The organism is Mycobacterium sp. TH-M116 (assembly GCF_057473685.1).
The window spans coordinates 1-19,403 of sequence record NZ_JBYCLC010000156.1; the positions used below are offsets into that span (position 1 = coordinate 1).

Genomic DNA, 19,403 nt, shown 5'->3' on the forward strand with positions numbered 1-19,403 from the left:
CCCGTGTTTACGCCGCCGCCGAACGCGGAGTTCCCCGAGTTGAAGAAGCCGGTGTTGCCGGTGCCGGAGTTGAACAGGCCTGTGTTGCCGGTGCCGGAATTCCAGCCGCCGAAACCCATCTGGTTGTTACCGGTGAGCCCGATACCGATGTCGTGGTTTCCCGTATTGGCTAGACCGATGTTGTAGTCACCAGTGTTGGACAGACCCCAGTTGAAGCTCCCGGAGTTCCCAAGGCCGACGTTTCCGCTGCCAAAGTTCAGCCCGCCGATGCCGATCTGATTGCTACCGGTCAGCCCGATACCAATGTCGTGGCTGCCAAGGTCGCCGAACCCGAAGTCGTGGCTTCCAACGTTGCCGTACCCGATGTTGAAGCTGCCGAGGTTACCCAAGCCGACGTTGCTGTTCCCGCTATTGGCGAATCCGATGTTGAAGCTGCCGAGGTTGCCGCTGCCCAGATTGGAGTTACCCAGATTGCCGTTGCCAACGTTGCCCGACGAGGGGGTGGGCAGATGGGTGATGTCGTTGAGTGTGCTTCCGTTGCCGAAGCCCAAATTCATGTTCCCGAAGTTGCCCAAGCCCCAGTTTCCGCTGCCGCGATTACCCAAGCCCAGGTTGAGATTACCGTAGTTGCCCCCACCGAAGTTGAAGCTGCCGAGGTTGCCAGAGCCCAGGTTGAAGTTACCGGTGTTGCCCCCACCGACGTTGAAGCTGCCAAGGTCGCCTAGGCCCAGGTTGACGTGAACGTTTTGCGCTAACGCCTGCAACGGCGAGGCATTGGCGATCTCCGCAACCGCGTACGTGAATGCCCCCGCGTTCAGCGCCTGCACGAACTGCCCGTGAAACGCTGCGGCCCGCGCGCCCAGCGCCTCAAACTCCCGACCGAAGTTACCGAACACCGCCGAGACCGCCACGGATATCTCATCTTGGGCCGCGTTGAGGATCTGCGTGGTCGAACCCGCCGCAGCCGCGTGTGCTTCCTGGATCACCGATCCAATGTTTGTGAGGTTGGCGGACGCTGCGGCCAGAGCATCAGGAGAAGCGACGATAAAAGACATTTCCGGCTCCCATCGTGGTGGGCAATACAGGAGTTCTCAATCAAAAATCACATAGTAACGTACGCCACATTGGCGGCTCAGCGCCCTTTCTGTCAATCTGGGTTGAAGCACCCGCCCTCCGGCAATCAGTGACCCGAGCACGGGGATAAAGATAAAGAGAGCCCCCGAGATGGCGAGCAAGCCGGAAATCCTGGCCGCCTACGACGCAGTACCGGCGGCGAGAAAGGTGCTATGCTGCGCCGCGATTGCCCGATTTCAGGCACATCACCGAGTGGCGCAAAGTGCCGTCGGCAGGCCACCCAACCGGCGCACGCCAAACCCGAACTCGTGGCCAAGGCCCTAAATGAGTTGTCGGCATTGAGATATAAAAATTGCACGGCCCGTCATCGGGCGCTCGCGGCTTACTCCCGCACGCGCGTGCAACGGTGCAGCAGCCACGCCGGCGGGATCGTCAGCGCCAGGGTCGCGACGAACAGATACAGCATCGAGCCGGTGTAGACGTGGGCGCGCACGATGTAGACCATCGCGAATTCCATCGTGATCAGGTGGATCAGGAAGATCTCGTAGGAGATCTCCCCCAGCCACACCATCGGCCGGGTCGCCAGCAGCCCGCAGTACCAGCCCCGGTCACCCAGGGCCAGCGGCGCCACCGCCAGCGTGGCGATGACCGCGTAGAACACCGTCTTGACCACGGCCTCGCGCAGCGACGCCGGCGACGTCGTCGGCGCGCCCGCGATGGGGGTGGAGACGATGAAGTAGCTGACGATCGCCAAAGGTATGGCCACGAAGGCGTAGCCGCGCACGCCCATCCCCTGCAGTACCGCCAGCGCCATGCCCCCCAGGAACCAGGCCAGATACGTCGGCAGCCACAGCCGGGCGCCGTCGGGAAACACGTGGTCGGTGTGCACCAGGACCAACCACGCCGGGCTGCACAACGCCAGCCCCGCCAGCGCGCCCAGCATCAGCCGCGGTCGCCACCGTCGGCGGCAGACCAGCACCAGCAGCACGTAGGCCAGCAGCGGCAGTACGACGTAGAAGGACGCTTCCACCGCCAGGCTCCACATCTGCGTCAGGCCCTGGTGCAGGTACTTGCCCAGGTAGCCGTCGCAGTAGATCTGCGTCAGCGTCAGGTTGCGCGCCAGCCCCAGCCAGCTGTGCCCGGGGTTGGGTCCGGCCGCCCGGAAGTGGTAGAGCACATAGGCGAACACCACGGTGATCACGTAGGCGGGCATGATCCGCCTGACCCGATGCCGCCCATAGCGGCTCAGCGAGGGCGGCGGACCGCCGGTGGCGGCCGCTTTCACCCACGGGCGAAACAGCAGAAAGCCCGAGAGCACGAAGAAGATCGGGACGCCGATCTCCAGCCGGGCGCCGACCAGTCCCCAATAGCCATGGGTGTACTTGCCGGTGGTGTAGGCCGCGTGGGTGCCGACGACCAGGAGAGCCGCGAGGGCACGGATGCCGGTCAGCGAGGCGACCCGGTCGACGTGCGCGATCTGTTCGAGCCCGCCCTGTTCGATCTCCTCGGACAGGGTCATCGGGGGTTTTTCCTGCGGGGTTTGCCGCCGTCGTGGGGGGTCCTCGCGGGGGGCTTGCCGGACGACCGCTCCGGTTGCAGGTCGATGAGCACGCCCGAGATGCGGGTGTGCTCAAGCCTTTTCAAGGTCGCTCTGGGTAGCTTGGCCGGTAGTTCCACCAGCGAGAAGTCCGGACCGATTGAGATGTGGCCGAAATCGCTGCGATGCAGACCGCCCTCGTTGGCGATGGCGCCCACGATCGCGCCGGGGCCGATCTTGTGCCGCTTGCCCACGGCGATGCGGTACGTGGTGAAGGCCCGCATGTGCCGGGGCTTCTCGGCATGCTCGCGGCGCTCGCGGCGCTGCTCGGGCGGGGGTTCGGGCGCCATCAAAAACGCCTCGCCGTCGCGGGACTGCAGCGCCAGCGCCGCCGCGATGTCGGCCATCGGGACGTCGTGCTCGCGTTCGTAGTCCTCGACGAGCCGGCGGAACAACTCGAGGCCGGGGGCGCCGAGCGCGTCGGTGATGGAGTCGGCGAACTTCACCACCCGCTGCGCGTTGACGTCCTCGACACTGGGCAGCGCGGCTTCGGTGAGCGTCTGGCGCGTGGCCTTCTCGATGGCTTTGAGCAGGTGGCGCTCGCGTGGCGACACGAACAGCACCGCGGTTCCGCTGCGCCCGGCCCGCCCGGTGCGCCCGATGCGGTGCACGTAGGACTCGGTGTCATGCGGGATGTCGTAGTTCAGCACGTGGGAGATGCGCTCGACGTCCAGGCCTCGGGCTGCGACGTCGGTGGCCACCAGGATGTCGATGTTCCCGGCTTTGAGCGCGGCAATGGTCCGCTCACGTTGAGCCTGGGGAATATCGCCGTTGATGGCGGCCGCGGAAAACCCACGCGCCCTAAGCTTTTCGGCGACCTCCTCGGTGGCCTGCTTGGTGCGCACGAAGACGATCATCGCCTCGAACGGCTCGACCTCCAGGACGCGGGTCAGCGCGTCCATCTTGCGCGGGCCGGCCACCTGGATGTAGCGCTGCGAGATGTTCTCGGCGGTAGCCGTTTTCGCCTTGGAGGTGACCTCGAACGGGTCGTGCAGGTATTTGGTGGTGATCTTGCGGATCGCGGGCGGCATGGTCGCCGAGAACAGGGCCACCTGCTTGTATTCCGGAGTTTCGGACAGGATGCGCTCGACGTCCTCGGCGAAACCCATGGTGAGCATCTCGTCGGCCTCGTCGAGCACCAGGTAGTCGACGCACGAGAGATCGAGCGTCCCGCGCTCCAGGTGGTCGATGACCCGGCCGGGGGTGCCGACCACCACCTGCGCGCCGCGACGCAGCCCGGCCAACTGCACGGTGTAAGACGAACCGCCGTAGATCGGCAGCACGTTCACCTCGGGCAGGTGCGCCCCGTAGCGGCTGAACGCCTCGGCGACCTGCAGGGCCAGCTCCCGGGTGGGCGCCAGCACCAGCGCCTGGGTCGCTTTGCTGCTCACGTCGATCCTGGACAGGATCGGCATCGCGAACGCCGCCGTCTTGCCAGTGCCGGTCTGGGCCAGGCCAACCACGTCCGAGCCCGCCAGCAGCGCCGGAATCGTGGCAGCCTGGATGGCCGTCGGGGACTCGTAGCCGACGTCGGCGGCCGCCCGCACCACCGCGGGATGGATCTGCAGGTCGGCGAACGTGGTGGAGGCAGCCTCGGTCGGGCTGTCGGGGAGGGTCATTGTCCATGCAGCTTAGTGGCCGGACCGGCCCCGGTCATGCCCGGAGCGGCGGGGCCGCCGGCGACCGGTGACTGCGACCACACCCGCGGCAGGGTATGGCATGCCTGACGCACCCGCGCGCCCGATGACGGTACGGTGCGTCGATGTGGGACTGCTATCCAGCCGCGCGCTGACAGGCTTGACCGCCGCCGCCGTTGTCTTGGCGCTGCCGGGCTGCGGTTCGGGGGATTCCACGGTCGCAAAAACGCCGCAACGCCGATCGACCACCGCGACCGCGTCGATCACGGCCCCCATCTCGCCCCCACCCGCGCAGGCCACCGCGCCGGGCACCAGCGCGGCCCCGGCCGACCCCTGCGCGGTCAACCTCGCCTCCCCCGCCATCGCCAAGGCAGTCTCGGAACTGCCTCGCGACCCACGCAGCGCGCAGCCCTGGAACCCCGAACCGCTGGCCGGCAACTACAACGAGTGCGCCCAGCTGTCGGCGGTGATCCTGCAGGCCAACACCAACACCGACCGTCCCGCCACCCGGGCGGTGCTGTTCCACCTCGGCCAGTTCATCCCGCAGGGCGTGCCCGACACGTACGGCTTCAACGGCATCGACGCGGCGCAGACCACCGGCGACACGGTGGCGCTGACGTATCCGAGCGGCATCAACGGCCTTGCGACCGACGTACGTTTCCACTGGAACGGCAACGCCGTGGAGCTGATCGGCAACGCTCCCGGCCGCTGACCGAGCCGGCAGCGGGCAACGACCGGGACCCGGGACGGCCGGGGATCACGAGTGCGGCCGGGACAGCCGACGCCCGGGCGGGCGTCAACCACTCACCTGCAACGGAAGCGAGATCGCTCCAGAGCCGCCCGTCACCACCAACACCCAACGGCCATCGATCGGCAGAGGCACCTCGACGTCGAAATAGGCGAATCCGATTTCGCCGCCGGCCGCGGCATCCGGCAGCTCGTAGGCGATGGTCAGCGGCTCGACACCCGCTGGGGGCCTGATCTCCACTTCGATTTGCCGGACGGGGCTATCGGTTTCGGTCTGCGTGAGCACCACAAGAACGAACCGGGCCAATCGGTCAGGCCCGACCACGAATCCAGACAGCACACCGCCCGACACGCTGAGTTTGTTGTCCACCACCGAAGCCGCTTCGGCGAGAAAAGCTCCGGTGATCACATGCCGAAGTTACCGTGCTTTCGGCCGTTGGCGGCGGTCGAGGGGCATAACGGCAAGCCGCGCGGCCGGTCGACGCCGGCCGGGTCTAGCCGCCGGAGCAGTGCCGCCCGTCTCCGGTCGCGCCGCCGTCGGGATCCGGGCGATAGTGCCGCCCCTGCGGACCGCCCCCGCTCTCGCGCGAGACCGCGCCGGTGGCCCGCGTCGCAACTCGGGCAGCCGGTCGCGGGCCCTGCCCGGCGTCCAGGTCAAAGCCGTTGTTCACCGATCCGTCCAGCGCGACTGAGGCCGGACTGGGAGGACCGGTCGACTCCTGCGGCGCCCCGGTGGCGCGCTCCCGGCCAGTGCGGGCACCGCCGGCCCCGGCGCCGGTGTCTGGGCGAAGTATCACCTCGACGTAGTCGTCGTAGTCGTCGTAGTCGTCGTAGTCGTAGTCGTCGTAGTCGTCGTAGTCGTCGTCGGCCGCAGGGGGAACCGGGTCGGCCGCGTTGCCCCCGCGCCGCATCACCGAGGGCGCGAACCCGACCAGGAACAGCGCCGCGACGATCCCGAACAACGCGACGAACGCCGGCAGCAGCATCGACTGCGCCATCGCAGCCGCGAACGGGTCACGCAGGAACGCGGGGAGTCGTAACGCCGCGGTGCGCTGCGGAGTCCCCACATGCGGCGGCATCTCGGCGCCGATCCGCCACGTCATGAACGCGGCCATGCCGGCGCTGCCCAGTACCGCGCCGATCTGACGGACCGCGTTGTAGACCCCGGAGCCCGCACCGGCCAGGCGCGGCGGCAGGTTTCGCGTCGCGGTGGCGGTCAGCGGCGACCACACGAACGCGTTACCCACGCCCAACACCACAAACGGCAACACCAGCCGCCAGATCGGCGTCTCCGGGCGCATCTCGAACGACAGCCAGGTCAGCGCGATCGCGAACATCGAAAAGCCGAAACCGAGCAGCGGCCGAGGGTGGTATCGGTCGACGAGCCTGCCCACGAACGGCGCGAGCACGCCTGCCGCGACCGCCATCGGGGCGATCAGCAAAGCCGAGCGGGCCGGCGACAGCCCGCAGACCGTCTGGGCGTAGAAAGTGACCGGCAAGATCATTCCTGTCGTCGCGAAGGCGGTGATCGCCACTCCGACGGCGCACAGGCCGAAATCCCGGTCGGCGAAGATGACCAGCGGAACCAGCGGCTCCCGGTGGTTGACCGACTGCCAGTAGACAAAGGCGCAGACCAACCCGGCGCCGGCGACGAGCATCGCCCAGATCCAGGGCTGCCAATGCGCGGCCTGACCCTGCTGCAACGCGAAGACGATGAGGAATATGCCCGCTCCCGACAACCCGACGCCGACGGGGTCGAACCGGTGCACCTGGGTGGGCAGAGCCGGAACCAGCCATATCGCCAAGCCCAGCCCGACGACCCCGATGGGGACATTGACGAAGAAGATCCACTCCCAGCCCAGCCCGTCGACCAGCAGACCGCCGGCCAGCGGCCCCACCAGGCTGGCGACGCCGGCGGTGGCGCCCCACACGCTGATCGCCACACCGCGCCGCTGCGCCGGGAAGATCCGGGTGATCGTCGACAGGGTCTGCGGGGTCAGCACACCGGCGCCGACGCCCTGCACGACACGCGCGGCGACCAGCATGCCGGCGCTGCCCGCCAGCCCGCACCACATCGAGGCGACCGTGAACACCATCAGACCGATCAGATAGAGGTTCTTGGGGCCGAACCGGTCACCGAGCCGCCCCGCCACCAGCAACACCACCGCATACCCCAGCAGGTAGGCGCTGGTCACCCACACCACGGCGTCGTACCCGATGCGCAGGTCGGCCATGATGGTCGGGTTCGCGATCGCGACGATCGTCGAGTCGACCATGATCATGAAGAAGCCGATCATCATCACCCACAACGCCCACCAGGGATTTCCGGACCTCCCGGCTTCCCCCGGGAGCCGCCGGGGCCGGCGGGGCACGGCGTCGTGACCGGGCCCCGCACTCCGGTTCCCCCGGGACGGCAGGGACGTCGCGGTGCCCATCTACCACCTCGTTCAATTCTCGATGTTCAACTCGTGACGGTGGTTGCCCCATCATCAGGACCGGCACAGGACCGGCACAGGACCGGCACAGGGCCGAATCGGGACGACCCCCAGTGCCCACACCGCGTGCGGGGCCATTATCCCGGTTGCGGTGACGGACCACGCAGCCGCGGATCCCCTGCCGGACGCCGAGGCGCGTTAGCCTGCAATGAACGCCATTCGCAGGAGAGACGATATGCGGGCCCGACGGAACAGGTCTCAAAGGTCTTACGGCCGATTGTCGAACAGGTCCGGCGCAGAGCAACAGCCGCGCCCGATCAACGGTCGGCCGAAAGCGTCCGCGCGGGCGCTGGCGCAGGTGATCGAGCGGAGTGCGCGGATACAGGGCCCTGCGGCGGAGGCCTATGTCTCCCGTCTGCGGTCCGCCCACCCGGGGATCAGCCCCGCCGAGGCCGTCACCAAGCTGCAGCGCCGCTACGTGGTCCTGGTCACGTCCGGCGGAGTCGCGGTGGGGGCGGCGGCAACCATCCCCGGCATCGGCACGCTGAGCGCGCTGTCGGCGGCCGCGGCGGAAACCGTCGCGTTCCTGGAGGCCACGGCCTTCTTCGTGCTGGCGATGGCGGCGGCATACGGCATTCCCGCCGAACACCGGGAGCGGCGCCGCGCGTTGGTGCTGTCAGTGCTGGTCGGCGACAACAGCAAGCAGGCGATCGCCCCGGTGATCGGCCCGTCGCGCACCGGCGGCGGCTGGATCGCCGAGGCCGTGGCCGCGCTGCCGCTGTCATCGATGTCGGGGCTGAACTCGCGGCTGCTCAAGTCGTGGGTGAAGCGGTACGCGATGCGGCGCAGCGCTTTGGTGTTCGGCAAGCTGCTGCCGGTGGGCATCGGCATCATTGTCGGGGCCGTTGGCAACTATCTCGCGGGCAGGAAGATCGTCCGCAACGCCCACCAGGCTTTCGGCCCGCCGCCGGTGCGCTGGCCACGCACCCTGCACGTGGTGCCGCCGATCTCCGAGACGGGCTGAAAGCCGGTCGTTAGCCGGTTTGGCGGACTTATCCGGCCCGTCTGGCGAATCGGCGGGGAGAGGTTAGCCTTTATGGGGCGGAAACGGTGAGGACCCGCGCCGTGAGGCTCCTCGCCGGCCGGGGCGCACACGTAACGGGCGCTGTGGGACGGAACTCACGGCTCCTGCAGGACACAAGGATTGAGGCGAGAAGCGGCCGTGAACAACGTATCGCCATTCGGGCAGAACGAATGGCTGGTCGAAGAGATGTACCGCAAGTTCCGCGAGGACCCCTCGTCGGTCGACCCGAGTTGGCACGAATTCCTCGTCGACTACAACCCCGAACCGAACGTCAACTCCGAACCCAACGTCAACCCCGAACCCAACGTCAACCCCGAACCCAACGCCGGCGCACCCCCGAGCGTCCCGAAGACCGCCGACACGCCGCCGGACGCGGCCGCACCGTCCGCCAAACCACCGGCCAAGGCCGCCACCGCCCCCCCGGCCGACGGTGACCAGGTGCAGGTGCTGCGCGGCGCCGCCGCGGCCGTGGTCAAGAACATGTCCGCGTCGCTGGAGGTGCCGACGGCGACCAGTGTTCGGGCGGTGCCGGCCAAGCTGCTCATCGACAACCGGATCGTCATCAACAACCAGCTCACGCGCACCCGCGGCGGCAAGATCTCGTTCACCCACCTGCTGGGCTACGCGCTGGTGCAGGCGATCAAGCAGTTCCCGAACATGAACCGGCACTACGCCGAGGTGGACGGCAAGCCCAATGCCGTCACGCCGGCCCACACCAATCTGGGCCTGGCGATCGACCTGCAGGGCAAGGACGGCAAACGCTCTCTCGTGGTAGCCGGAATCAAGGGTTGCGAGGAGCTGCGGTTCGCGCAGTTCGTCACCGCCTACGAGGACATCGTCCGCCGGGCCCGCGACGGCAAGCTGACCGCCGAAGACTTTGCCGGCGTGACGATTTCGTTGACCAACCCCGGCACGATCGGCACCGTGCACTCGGTGCCCCGGCTGATGGCCGGCCAGGGCGCCATCATCGGCGTCGGCGCCATGGAGTACCCCGCCGAATTCCAGGGCGCCAGCCAGGAACGCATCGCCGAACTCGGCATCGGCAAACTGATCACCCTGACCTCGACGTACGACCACCGCATCATCCAGGGCGCGGAGTCGGGCGACTTCCTGCGTGCCATCCACGAGATGCTGCTGTCGGACGGCTTCTGGGACGAGATCTTCCGCGAACTGGGCAATCCGTACCTCCCGGTGCGGTGGAGCACCGACAACCCGGACTCCATCGTCGACAAGACGGCCCGCGTCATGGAGCTGATCGCGGCCTACCGCAACCGTGGCCACCTGATGGCCGACATCGACCCGCTGCGGTTGGACGGCAGCCGGTTCCGCAGCCACCCCGACCTCGAGATACTCAACCACGGGCTGACCCTGTGGGACCTGGACCGGGTGTTCAAGGTCGACGGCTTCGCGGGCTCCGAGTACAAGAAGCTGCGCGACGTACTGGGCCTGCTGCGCGACGCCTACTGCCGCCACATCGGCGTGGAGTACACCCACATCCTCGAGCCCGAACAACAGGAGTGGCTCGAACAGCGGACCGAGACCAAACACATCAAACCGACCGTCGCCGAACAGAAGTACATCCTGAGCAAGCTGAACGCCGCCGAGGCGTTCGAGACGTTCCTGCAGACCAAATACGTGGGGCAAAAGCGGTTCTCGCTGGAGGGCGCCGAAAGCACGATCCCGCTGATGGACGCGGCGATCGACCAGTGCGCCGAGCACGGCCTCGACGAGGTGGTCATCGCGATGCCGCACCGCGGCCGGCTCAACGTGCTGGCCAACATCGTCGGCAAGCCGTACTCGCAGATTTTCAGCGAGTTCGAGGGCAACCTCAACCCGGCCATGACGCACGGCTCCGGGGACGTCAAGTATCACCTCGGCGCCACCGGCGTGTACCTGCAGATGTTCGGCGACAACGACATCACGGTGTCGCTGACCGCCAACCCGTCGCACCTGGAAGCCGTGGACCCGGTGTTGGAGGGCCTGGTGCGGGCCAAGCAGGACCTGCTCGCCGGCGACGGCGACGACCCCGAAGGCCGCGCCTTCCCCGTGGTGCCGCTGATGGTGCACGGCGACGCCGCGTTCGCCGGCCAGGGCGTGGTCGCGGAGACGCTGAACATGGCGAACCTGCCCGGCTATCGCGTCGGCGGCACCATCCACGTCATCGTCAACAACCAGATCGGCTTCACCACCGCGCCGGAGTACTCGCGCTCCAGCGAGTACTGCACCGACGTCGCCAAGATGATCGGGGCGCCGATCTTCCACGTCAACGGCGACGACCCGGAGGCCTGCGTGTGGGTGGCCAAGCTGGCCGTGGACTTCCGCCAGCGGTTCAACAAGGACGTCGTCATCGACATGCTGTGTTATCGCCGGCGCGGCCACAACGAGGGCGACGACCCGTCGATGACCAACCCGGCCATGTACGACGTCGTCGACATCAAGCGCGGGGTGCGCAAAAGCTATACCGAAGCCTTGATCGGACGCGGCGACATCTCGATCAAGGAGGCCGAGGACGCACTGCGCGACTACCAGGGCCAGCTGGAACGGGTCTTCGCCGAGGTGCGCGAGCTGGAAAAGCACGGCGCACGGCCCAGCGAGTCGGTGGAGGCCGATCAGATGATCCCCAAGGGCCTGTCCACCGGGGTGGACAAGGCCCTGTTGGCCCGCATCGGCGACGCGTTTCTGGCGCTGCCCGACGGATTCACCGCGCACCCGCGCGTGCAACCCGTGCTGGAGAGACGCCGGGAGATGGCGTATGAGGGCCGGGTCGACTGGGCCTTCGGCGAGCTGCTGGCGCTGGGTTCGCTGGTGGCCGACGGCAAGCTGGTGCGGCTGTCCGGGCAGGACACCAGGCGCGGCACGTTCTCACAGCGGCATTCGGTGATCTTCGACCGCAAGAACGGCGAGGAGTTCACCCCGTTACAGCTGCTGGCGACCAACCCCGACGGCACCCCCACCGGCGGGAAGTTCCTGGTGTACGACTCGCCGCTGTCGGAGTATGCGGCGGTCGGCTTCGAGTACGGCTACACCGTCGGCAACCCGGATGCCCTGGTCCTGTGGGAGGCGCAGTTCGGCGACTTCGTCAACGGGGCGCAGTCGATCATCGACGAATTCATCAGCTCCGGTGAGGCCAAGTGGGGGCAGTTGTCCAACGTGGTGCTGCTGCTGCCACACGGTCACGAAGGGCAGGGCCCGGACCACACCTCGGGGCGGGTCGAGCGCTTCCTGCAGCTGTGGGCGGAGGGCTCGATGACCATCGCGATGCCCTCGACGCCGTCGAACTACTTCCACTTGTTGCGCCGCCACGCCCTCGACGGGGTGCGGCGCCCGCTGATCGTCTTCACGCCCAAGTCGATGCTGCGCAACAAGGCCGCGGTCAGCGACGTCAAGGACTTCACCGAGATCAAGTTCCGCTCGGTGCTCGAGGAACCCACCTACGAGGACGGCGTCGGCGATCGCGGCAACGTCACCAGGATCCTGCTGACCGCGGGCAAGCTGTACTACGAGCTGGCGGCGCGCAAGGCCAAGGACGTCCGCGACGACGTGGCGATCGTGCGCATCGAACAGCTCGCCCCCCTGCCGATGCGCCGGCTCCGCGAGACGCTGGAGCGCTACCCGAACGCCGGCGAGTTCTTCTGGGTGCAGGAGGAACCGGCCAACCAGGGCGCGTGGCCGCGCTTCGGCCTGGAGCTGCCGGAGCTGCTGCCCGACAAACTGACCGGGCTCAAGCGCATCTCGCGCCGCGCGATGTCCGCGCCGTCGTCGGGCTCGTCGAAAGTACACGCCGTCGAACAGCAGGAGATCATCGACACCGCGTTCGGGTAGACCGGCCCGGCCTCAGCGCACGCCGGGCCGGTCTATCGGCACGCCGGGCCGGTCTACCGGCACGCCGGGCCGGTCTATCGGCACATCGCGCTATCGGCACATCGCCAGGAAATCCAGGCGCCAGAGCGACTGGAACAGCTTGCGTCCGAAATTCTCGGGGTCGCCCGCTCCAGCCCGCCGCGATCCCGTCTGCGCCACCGACTCGGCGATCTGTCGGATGGTGCGCCGGCCGTCGACGTTCTGCACGAAGGGCAGTTGTGCCGCGTTGAGCGGCATGCTCCAGTCCGGCCGGTAGATCTCAGTGCCGGACAGGCCGCAGCGCATGCGCATCGCCGGGATGTAATCCAAGGACTCGTCCGTCGAAAAGTCGACGACGTAGGATTCTTTCGGTCGATCCGGGCGGCAGGCCATGAAAAAATGGCACGCGTTCAGAGTTTGGATCCGCTCCATGACGGACCAGATCTTGCGCTCGGACAACTCGTTGGCGACGCGGTGGAAATCGCTCGTGGGCGCGACCGAATCGTGCGGATAGTACGGCGCATTGAAATACCATCCCTGAAACGCCAGGCCTGCCGTGTCAACAAGATCAATACACTCTTCGACGGTGTAGCTGCGCTGGCGACCGTGCAGGAAAGTATCCACCAGGGCGGCGTCGGAGGATTGCAGATCACGCGCTACCCGAAGATAGCTCTGGACCGGGTGGTCGGCCGGCAGCATCGCGATGGTGTCCTTGATGATGCGGACCGATGCCTCGTCCTGGGACAGCCCCATGTCGCGAAAAAGCGATTCCAACAACTCGACGCCGATACGGCCGTATTTTGCGTACAGCATGACGGCCAAGGCGCCGTCTGGACGCAGACAGCCGCCGAGCGCCTGCATACCTGCCGCCGGATCCGCAAGGTGGTGCAACACTCCGGTCGACACGATCAGGTCGAATTCGAGCCCCAGGCTCGAGACCTCTTCGATCGGGAGCCGCTTGGGCTCGAGGTTCCACAGACCGTGCTTGTCCTTGAGATAGTGAACATGGTCCAGTGACGGCTGGCTGATGTCGATGGCCACCACTCGTGCGGTGGGGTTCGAATAGGCGAAAACCGCAGCCTGATTGGTTCCGCAGCCGGCGATCAAGATGTCGAGATCCGTCTTGTACTGCCGATCCGGCCATAAAACCCGGTGGGCGTGGACCGGATCGAACCACTCCCAGTTACCGTCGAGCCACACTTCGAGGTCGTTGATGGGTTGCGGGTACCGCCACCGCTCGTACTGGCGGTTGACAACATCCGCGCGTGGATCGTCGTTCATTTCCGTCCTGGCTCCATCGTCCATTTCCGTCCTGGCTCCTTGGGCCCGTCGATCGAGGATCGCCGGGAGACTGCCTGAGTCTGTCAGACTACGTCGCTCACGGTGGCGATGTGACCAGGCTCTCCCCGCACCTGCAGTTCCACACACCCGCAACCTGACCGAGCCGGTACCGGCAGTACCGGCTAGTCTCGGTGAGAGCCGACCGACAAGGCCGACCGACAAGGAGGAGCATGTTCATGCAGGGTTTCGCCGGGAAAGTCGCCGTGGTCACCGGCGCGGGCTCGGGTATCGGTCAGGCGCTGGCCATCGAACTGGCCCGCTCGGGCGCCAAGCTGGCGATCAGCGACGTCGACATGGAAGGACTGGCGGATACCGAGCAGCAGGTCACGGCGCTCGGGGCCGTGGTGAAGTCCGATCGGCTCGACGTGACCGAGCGCGAGGCGTTTCTGGCCTACGCCCACGCCGTCGCCGAGCACTTCGGCACAGTGAACCAGATCTACAACAACGCGGGCATCGCGTTTACCGGCGACATCGAGGTCAGCCAGTTCAAGGACATCGAGAAGGTGATGGACGTCGACTTCTGGGGCGTCGTCAACGGCACCAAGGCGTTCCTCCCGTACCTGATCGCCTCCGGCGACGGGCACGTCATCAACATCTCGAGCGTGTTCGGGCTGTTCTCGGTGCCGGGGCAGGCCGCCTACAACTCGGCCAAGTTCGCCGTCCGCGGCTTCACCGAGGCGCTGCGCCAGGAGATGATCCTGGCCGGTCACCCGGTGGGCGTGACCACGGTGCATCCAGGCGGCATCAAGACCGCGATCGCGCGCAACGCCACCGCCGCCGAGGGGGTCGACCGCGACGAACTGGCCAAGGCGTTCGACACGCGGTTGGCACGGACCAGCCCGCAGCGTGCCGCCGAGGTCATCCTCGACGCGGTGCGCAAGAACAAGGCTCGGGTGCTCGTCGGCGGCGACGCCCAGATTCTCGACATCCTGGTACGGCTGACCGGGTCTGGCTACCAGCGGCTGTTCAGCCCGCTGATGCGCCGGATGCTGCCCCCCGCGCACTGACGCGTCGATCGACGGCACCGAGACTGCGCTGAGCGCGCCGCGGTAAGCGAAATCAGGCCTTGGGCGCAGTCTCGAAGCCGTCCAGGCGGGCCCGACGACACGACGCGACCCCTAGCGGCCCAACGGGTGTTCGGCCAGCCACGCGTCGGCCACGGTCTGCGGATCGGCACCACCACCGCCACCACCGCCGCCACCGCCACCGCCACCGCCGCCACCGCCACCGCCGCCACCGCCGGCCACCATCAACTGGCGGCGCATCGCCGCGAGCGCCGCGGTGTCGAGCACGCCCGCCACCTCGTTGATCGCCAGCAACGCGCGCTCGCTCAGGGCGTTGCGGCGGTACAGCGGCACGATGTTCTCCGCGCGGATCAGCGCGGGCTTACGGTCGACCAGTGCGACCAGGTCGGGGGGGATGCCCGGATCGGCGGTGGTCGCCCACGCCGCCGTCAGCTGCCCGGCTCGCAGCGCGGCGAACATCGACGCCTGGTCGGGGAATTGACGCGGGGCTGGGAGTGTGCACGAGCCGACCGACGGCGGCGTTCGCAACCCGGAGACGGCCCCCAGGACCAGACCGTCGCAGTGCTTGGGCAGCGCGCTCAGGTCGGCACCGGCGGCACTGCTGCTGCCGCCGCCCACCCACGCCACGGCGGTCGGCTTGGTGACCAGCACGACGGGTTTGTCGTCGGCGGCCGTCGTGTAGTCACCCGCGGCGATGCCCTCGGGCAGCGCGGCGACCATGGCCCGGTAGACCTGCTTGTCGGAGAGCACCGAGGTGCCCGGTTGCAGAGCCTGCAGCGTCGCGCCGGTGAACGCGGGGACGACGGTGAACGCGCCGGAGTCCAGTTGCGCCATCGGGTCGGCGGTGGTCTGGGCCGCCTGCGCCGCGAAGCCGTAGGACCGCAGCGCCGCCACGTAGAGGGCGGCCAACAGCGTCGACTCCGAATCGGGGCGGGATCCGACGAACACGGGAGCGGCGCGGTGGTCGTCACCCCCGCAGCCGGCGACGAGCAGCACGGCGGCGATCAGCACGGCGGCGAGCCGCGGGGCCGCCAGCCTGCCGACACTCACCCCGTGCGGGTTGCGGTGTCCGCGGCGATGGCCACCGCCGTGGCCACGGCTTCCCCGACGCGCAGGTCCAGGGGACTCGGCACGATCCGATCTACGGCCAGGTCGTCACTGACCACGGAGAAGATCGCCTCGGCCGCGGCGACCATCATCTTCTCGGTGATCCGGTCGGCCTTCGCGTCCAGCGCACCGCGGAACACCCCGGGAAAGGCCAGCACGTTGTTGATCTGGTTGGGGAAGTCGCTGCGCCCGGTGGCCACCACCGCCGCATGCCGGGCCGCGACGGCGGGATGGATCTCCGGGTCGGGGTTGGACAGCGCGAACACGATCCCGTCGGGCGCCATCGTGGCGATCAGCTCCTCGGGGACGAGACCACCCGACACCCCGAGGAACATGTCCGCGCCGGCGAGGGCTTCGACCATGCCGCCGGTCAGGCCACCGGGGTTGGTGCGCCCAGCCAAGCCGACCTTGACGCTGTTCATGTCGTCGCGCCCCGTGTGCAGGATGCCGCGCGAGTCCAGCACGGTGATGTCCGACACGCCCATCGCCAGGAGCAGGTTCGTGCAGGCGACACCCGCGGCGCCGGCCCCGGAGACCACTACTCGCAGCGAGGACATGTCGCGGCCGAGCAGCTTGGTGGCGCCCATCAGGGCGGCCAGCACGACGATCGCGGTGCCGTGCTGGTCGTCGTGCATCACCGGGCAGTCCAGCGCCTCGACGAGTCGCCGTTCGATGTCGAAACAGCGGGGCGCGGAGATGTCTTCCAGGTTGACCGCGCCGAACGTCGGCCGCAGCCGCAGCAACGTCTCGACGATCGCGTCGGGGTCTTTGGTGTCCAGCACGACAGGGATGGCGTTGAGCCCGCCGTACGCCCGGAACAGGGCGCATTTGCCCTCCATGACCGGCAGCGACGCCGCCGGCCCGATGTCACCCAGGCCGAGCACCGCGCTACCGTCGCTGACCACCGCGACGAGTCGGTTCGCCCAGGTGTAGCGCGCGGCCAGCGTGTGGTCGGTCGCGATCGCCCGGCTCACCTGCGCCACCCCCGGGGTGTAGGCGATCGACAGGGCGCGCTGGGTGTCCAGCGGGGCGTTCAGCGCGACGGAAAGCTTTCCGCCCACGTGCGCGTGGAAGATCTCCTCGTCGTTGATGACGAGCGGGGAATGCTCGTTTTCCGGCACGGGCTCAGGGTACTGATTACCGATTAGTAGACCTAATCTGCGCCTCGGTCACCGGCCTCAGATCAAGCCCAGCTCGGTGACCGCTGTGCGCTCGTCGGCGAGTTCCGCGGTCGTCTTGTCGATGCGGGCGCGGGAGAAGTCGTCGATCTCGAGCCCGGAGACGATCTTCCAGTTGCCGTCCTTGGTGGTCACGGGGAAGGACGACATGAGGCCCTCCGGCACACCGTAGGAGCCATCGGAGACGACCGACATCGATACCCAGTCGCCCTCGGGCGAACCCAGCAGCCAGTCCCGGGCGGCGTCGACGGTGGCCGAGGCGGCCGAGGCGGCCGACGAGGCACCGCGCGCGTCGATGACGGCCGCGCCACGCTTGGCGACGGTCGGGATGAAGTCGTTCTCGATCCAGGCCTGGTCGTTGACCACCGCGGCCGCGTTCTTGCCGTTGATCTCGGCGTGGAACAGGTCGGGGTACTGGGTGGCCGAGTGGTTGCCCCAGATCGTCATCTTCTTGATGTCGGTGACCGCGACGCCGGCCTTGGTGGCCAGCTGGGTGAGCGCCCGGTTGTGGTCCAGGCGGGTCAGCGCGGTGAACCTCTCGCGCGGGATGTCCGGGGCGTTGCTCATCGCGATCAGCCCGTTGGTGTTGGCCGGGTTGCCGGTGGTCAGCACGCGGATGTCGTCCGCGGCGACGGAGTTCAGCGCCTTGCCCTGGGCGGTGAAGATCGCCCCGTTGGCCTCGAGCAGGTCACTGCGCTCCATGCCCGGCCCACGCGGGCGCGCGCCGACCAGCAGTGCCAGGTTCGCGCCGTCGAAGATCTTGTTGGCGTCCGAACCGGTTTCGATCCCCGCCAGCAGCGGGAACGCACAGTCGTCGAGCTCCATGACGACACCCTCGAGCGCCTTGAGTGCCGGCTCGATCTCGAGCAGACGCAGCTCGATGGGCCGGTCGGGCCCCAGCAGCGAGCCGCTGGCCAGGCGGAACAACAGGCTGTAGCAGATCTGGCCGGCGGCGCCGGTGACGGCGACCTTGAGAGGACTTGCGCTCACGTCGGTTGGCTCCTCGTTGGAGAGATGTTGCAGAGATTCAGGGTTGGAGAGATGTTGCAGAGATTCGGGGTTGGAGAGATTCGGGTTCGGCGTCGAAACTATCGCATCCGGCCGAGCGCAAAACTTCCGCACCCGCGTCGTCGCGCTGACGAGGCAGGACGCGCGTAGCATGGAGCACCGCCGGTCAGACCTGCGCTGCGATCGGAGGTGGACGTGTTCCAAGGATTCGAAGCGCTACCCGAAGCTTTGCGGCCGATCGCGCGGCCCCGCGTTTACCAGCATCACGTGCACCCCGAACCCGACACCGCCGCCGGCGCCCTGATCGACTGCGGCGTCTACGTCGACGGCAATCGGCTGCCCGGCAAATACGGTTACGCCGACGCGCTGGACAAGGTGCGCGGGATCGAACCGATGAACCCCGAGGCCCCGGGAGCCTTCGTCTGGATCGGGTTGCACGAGCCCGACGTCGAGCACATGCAGGAGGTGGCCGACGTGTTCGGCCTGCACCCGCTGGCGGTCGAGGACGCGGTGCATGCCCACCAGCGCCCCAAGCTCGAGCGCTACGACGAGACGCTGTTCCTCGTGCTGAAGACGGTGAATTACGTGCCGCACGAGTCGGTCGCGCTGGCCCGGCAGATCGTCGAGACCGGCGAGATCATGATCTTCGTGGGCAAGCAGTTCGTGGTCACGGTCCGCCACGGTGAGCACAGCGGATTGGCCGACGTGCGCACGCGGATGGATGCCGATCCCGACCATCTGCGGCTGGGGCCCTACGCGGTGATGCACGCCATCGCCGACTACGTGGTGGATCACTACCTGGCGGTGACCCATCTGATGGAATCCGACATCGACGCCATCGAAGAAGTGGCATTCTCGCCGGGCCGCACGCTGGACGTCGAGCCGATCTACCTGCTCAAGCGCGAGGTCGTCGAGCTGCGCCGGTGCGTGAGCCCGCTGTCCACCGCGTTCTCGCGGATGCAGGCCGAGAACAAAGACCTGATCTCCAAGGAGGTGCGGCGCTACCTGCGTGACGTCGCCGACCACCAGACCGAGGCCGCCGACCAGATCAGTAGCTACGACGACATGCTCAACTCGCTGGTGCAGGCGGCGCTGGCCCGCGTGGGGATGCAACAGAACAGCGACATGCGCAAGATCTCGGCCATTGCGGGCATTCTCGCGGTGCCCACCATGGTCGCCGGGATCTACGGAATGAACTTCGCCGACATGCCCGAGCTGCACGCGGAGTGGGGCTACCCCGCGGTGCTCAGCGCGATGTTCGTCGTCTGCTTCCTGTTGTACCGCAGCTTCCGCAAGCGCGACTGGCTCTAACCCGGCGGTTCCGGCACCC

General features: G+C 67.7%; 14 protein-coding genes. 5 read left to right on the forward strand and 9 right to left on the reverse strand.

The window, feature by feature from the left end:
- The 3 genes from AC2VOK_RS07675 to AC2VOK_RS07685 all read right to left on the reverse strand — a co-directional run.
- Window positions 1-1,055, reverse strand: a 1,055-nt coding sequence (locus tag AC2VOK_RS07675; protein ID WP_428899933.1) for a PE domain-containing protein, incomplete at its 3' end; no start/stop codon positions are given.
- A gap of 401 nt (window positions 1,056-1,456) precedes the next feature.
- Window positions 1,457-2,593, reverse strand: coding sequence for an acyltransferase family protein (locus AC2VOK_RS07680; RefSeq protein WP_428899934.1), 1,137 nt, complete (start codon window positions 2,591-2,593; stop codon window positions 1,457-1,459).
- A complete protein-coding gene (locus AC2VOK_RS07685) occupies window positions 2,590-4,290 on the reverse strand; it encodes a DEAD/DEAH box helicase (RefSeq protein ID WP_428899935.1) in 1,701 nt (566 codons plus the stop codon). Before AC2VOK_RS07685 ends, AC2VOK_RS07680 begins: the two co-directional genes overlap by 4 nt.
- A 124-nt stretch (window positions 4,291-4,414) precedes the next feature.
- Here AC2VOK_RS07685 and AC2VOK_RS07690 point away from each other — a divergent pair, with 124 nt between their 5' ends.
- Window positions 4,415-5,020 (forward strand): LppP/LprE family lipoprotein, encoded by a 606-nt coding sequence (locus AC2VOK_RS07690; protein ID WP_428899968.1) that lies wholly within the window; start codon window positions 4,415-4,417, stop codon window positions 5,018-5,020.
- Between the two features lie 84 nt (window positions 5,021-5,104).
- On the opposite strand, the gene AC2VOK_RS07695 is transcribed toward AC2VOK_RS07690, so the two are convergent.
- On the reverse strand, window positions 5,105-5,464 hold the full coding sequence (locus AC2VOK_RS07695) for a hypothetical protein (RefSeq protein ID WP_428899936.1): 360 nt from the start codon (window positions 5,462-5,464) through the stop codon (window positions 5,105-5,107).
- Window positions 5,465-5,549: 85 nt separating this feature from the next.
- Window positions 5,550-7,490, reverse strand: coding sequence for an MFS transporter (locus tag AC2VOK_RS07700; protein WP_428899937.1), 1,941 nt, complete (start codon window positions 7,488-7,490; stop codon window positions 5,550-5,552).
- Between the two features lie 235 nt (window positions 7,491-7,725).
- On the opposite strand from AC2VOK_RS07700, the gene AC2VOK_RS07705 reads away from it, so the two are divergent.
- Both AC2VOK_RS07705 and AC2VOK_RS07710 read left to right on the forward strand, forming a co-directional pair.
- Window positions 7,726-8,514: a hypothetical protein gene (locus tag AC2VOK_RS07705; RefSeq protein WP_428899938.1), complete on the forward strand. Its 789-nt coding sequence runs from the start codon at window positions 7,726-7,728 to the stop codon at window positions 8,512-8,514.
- 198 nt (window positions 8,515-8,712) lie between these two features.
- Window positions 8,713-12,396, forward strand: coding sequence for a multifunctional oxoglutarate decarboxylase/oxoglutarate dehydrogenase thiamine pyrophosphate-binding subunit/dihydrolipoyllysine-residue succinyltransferase subunit (locus AC2VOK_RS07710; protein WP_428899939.1), 3,684 nt, complete (start codon window positions 8,713-8,715; stop codon window positions 12,394-12,396).
- Window positions 12,397-12,486: 90 nt separating this feature from the next.
- Here the strand turns inward: AC2VOK_RS07710 and AC2VOK_RS07715 are convergent, their stop codons facing one another.
- Window positions 12,487-13,695, reverse strand: coding sequence for a class I SAM-dependent methyltransferase (locus AC2VOK_RS07715; protein ID WP_428899969.1), 1,209 nt, complete (start codon window positions 13,693-13,695; stop codon window positions 12,487-12,489).
- A gap of 236 nt (window positions 13,696-13,931) precedes the next feature.
- Here AC2VOK_RS07715 and AC2VOK_RS07720 point away from each other — a divergent pair, with 236 nt between their 5' ends.
- On the forward strand, window positions 13,932-14,762 hold the full coding sequence (locus AC2VOK_RS07720; RefSeq protein WP_428899970.1) for an SDR family NAD(P)-dependent oxidoreductase: 831 nt from the start codon (window positions 13,932-13,934) through the stop codon (window positions 14,760-14,762).
- A gap of 111 nt (window positions 14,763-14,873) precedes the next feature.
- On the opposite strand, the gene AC2VOK_RS07725 is transcribed toward AC2VOK_RS07720, so the two are convergent.
- From AC2VOK_RS07725 to AC2VOK_RS07735, 3 genes are read right to left on the reverse strand one after another with little or no spacing between them, the layout of a single operon-like run.
- Window positions 14,874-15,830 (reverse strand): type 2 periplasmic-binding domain-containing protein, encoded by a 957-nt coding sequence (locus AC2VOK_RS07725; protein ID WP_428899940.1) that lies wholly within the window; start codon window positions 15,828-15,830, stop codon window positions 14,874-14,876.
- Window positions 15,827-17,008: an NAD(P)-dependent malic enzyme gene (locus AC2VOK_RS07730; RefSeq protein WP_428899941.1), complete on the reverse strand. Its 1,182-nt coding sequence runs from the start codon at window positions 17,006-17,008 to the stop codon at window positions 15,827-15,829. Before AC2VOK_RS07730 ends, AC2VOK_RS07725 begins: the two co-directional genes overlap by 4 nt.
- 57 nt (window positions 17,009-17,065) lie before the next feature.
- Window positions 17,066-18,055 carry a malate dehydrogenase gene (locus AC2VOK_RS07735; protein ID WP_428899942.1) on the reverse strand — a complete coding sequence of 330 codons (990 nt, stop codon included), beginning with the start codon at window positions 18,053-18,055 and terminating at the stop codon, window positions 17,066-17,068.
- A 213-nt stretch (window positions 18,056-18,268) separates the two neighbouring features.
- Here AC2VOK_RS07735 and corA point away from each other — a divergent pair, with 213 nt between their 5' ends.
- Window positions 18,269-19,384, forward strand: a complete 1,116-nt coding sequence (gene corA / locus AC2VOK_RS07740) for a magnesium/cobalt transporter CorA (RefSeq protein WP_428899943.1) — start codon at window positions 18,269-18,271, stop codon at window positions 19,382-19,384.
- Window positions 19,385-19,403: the final 19 nt, after the last annotated feature.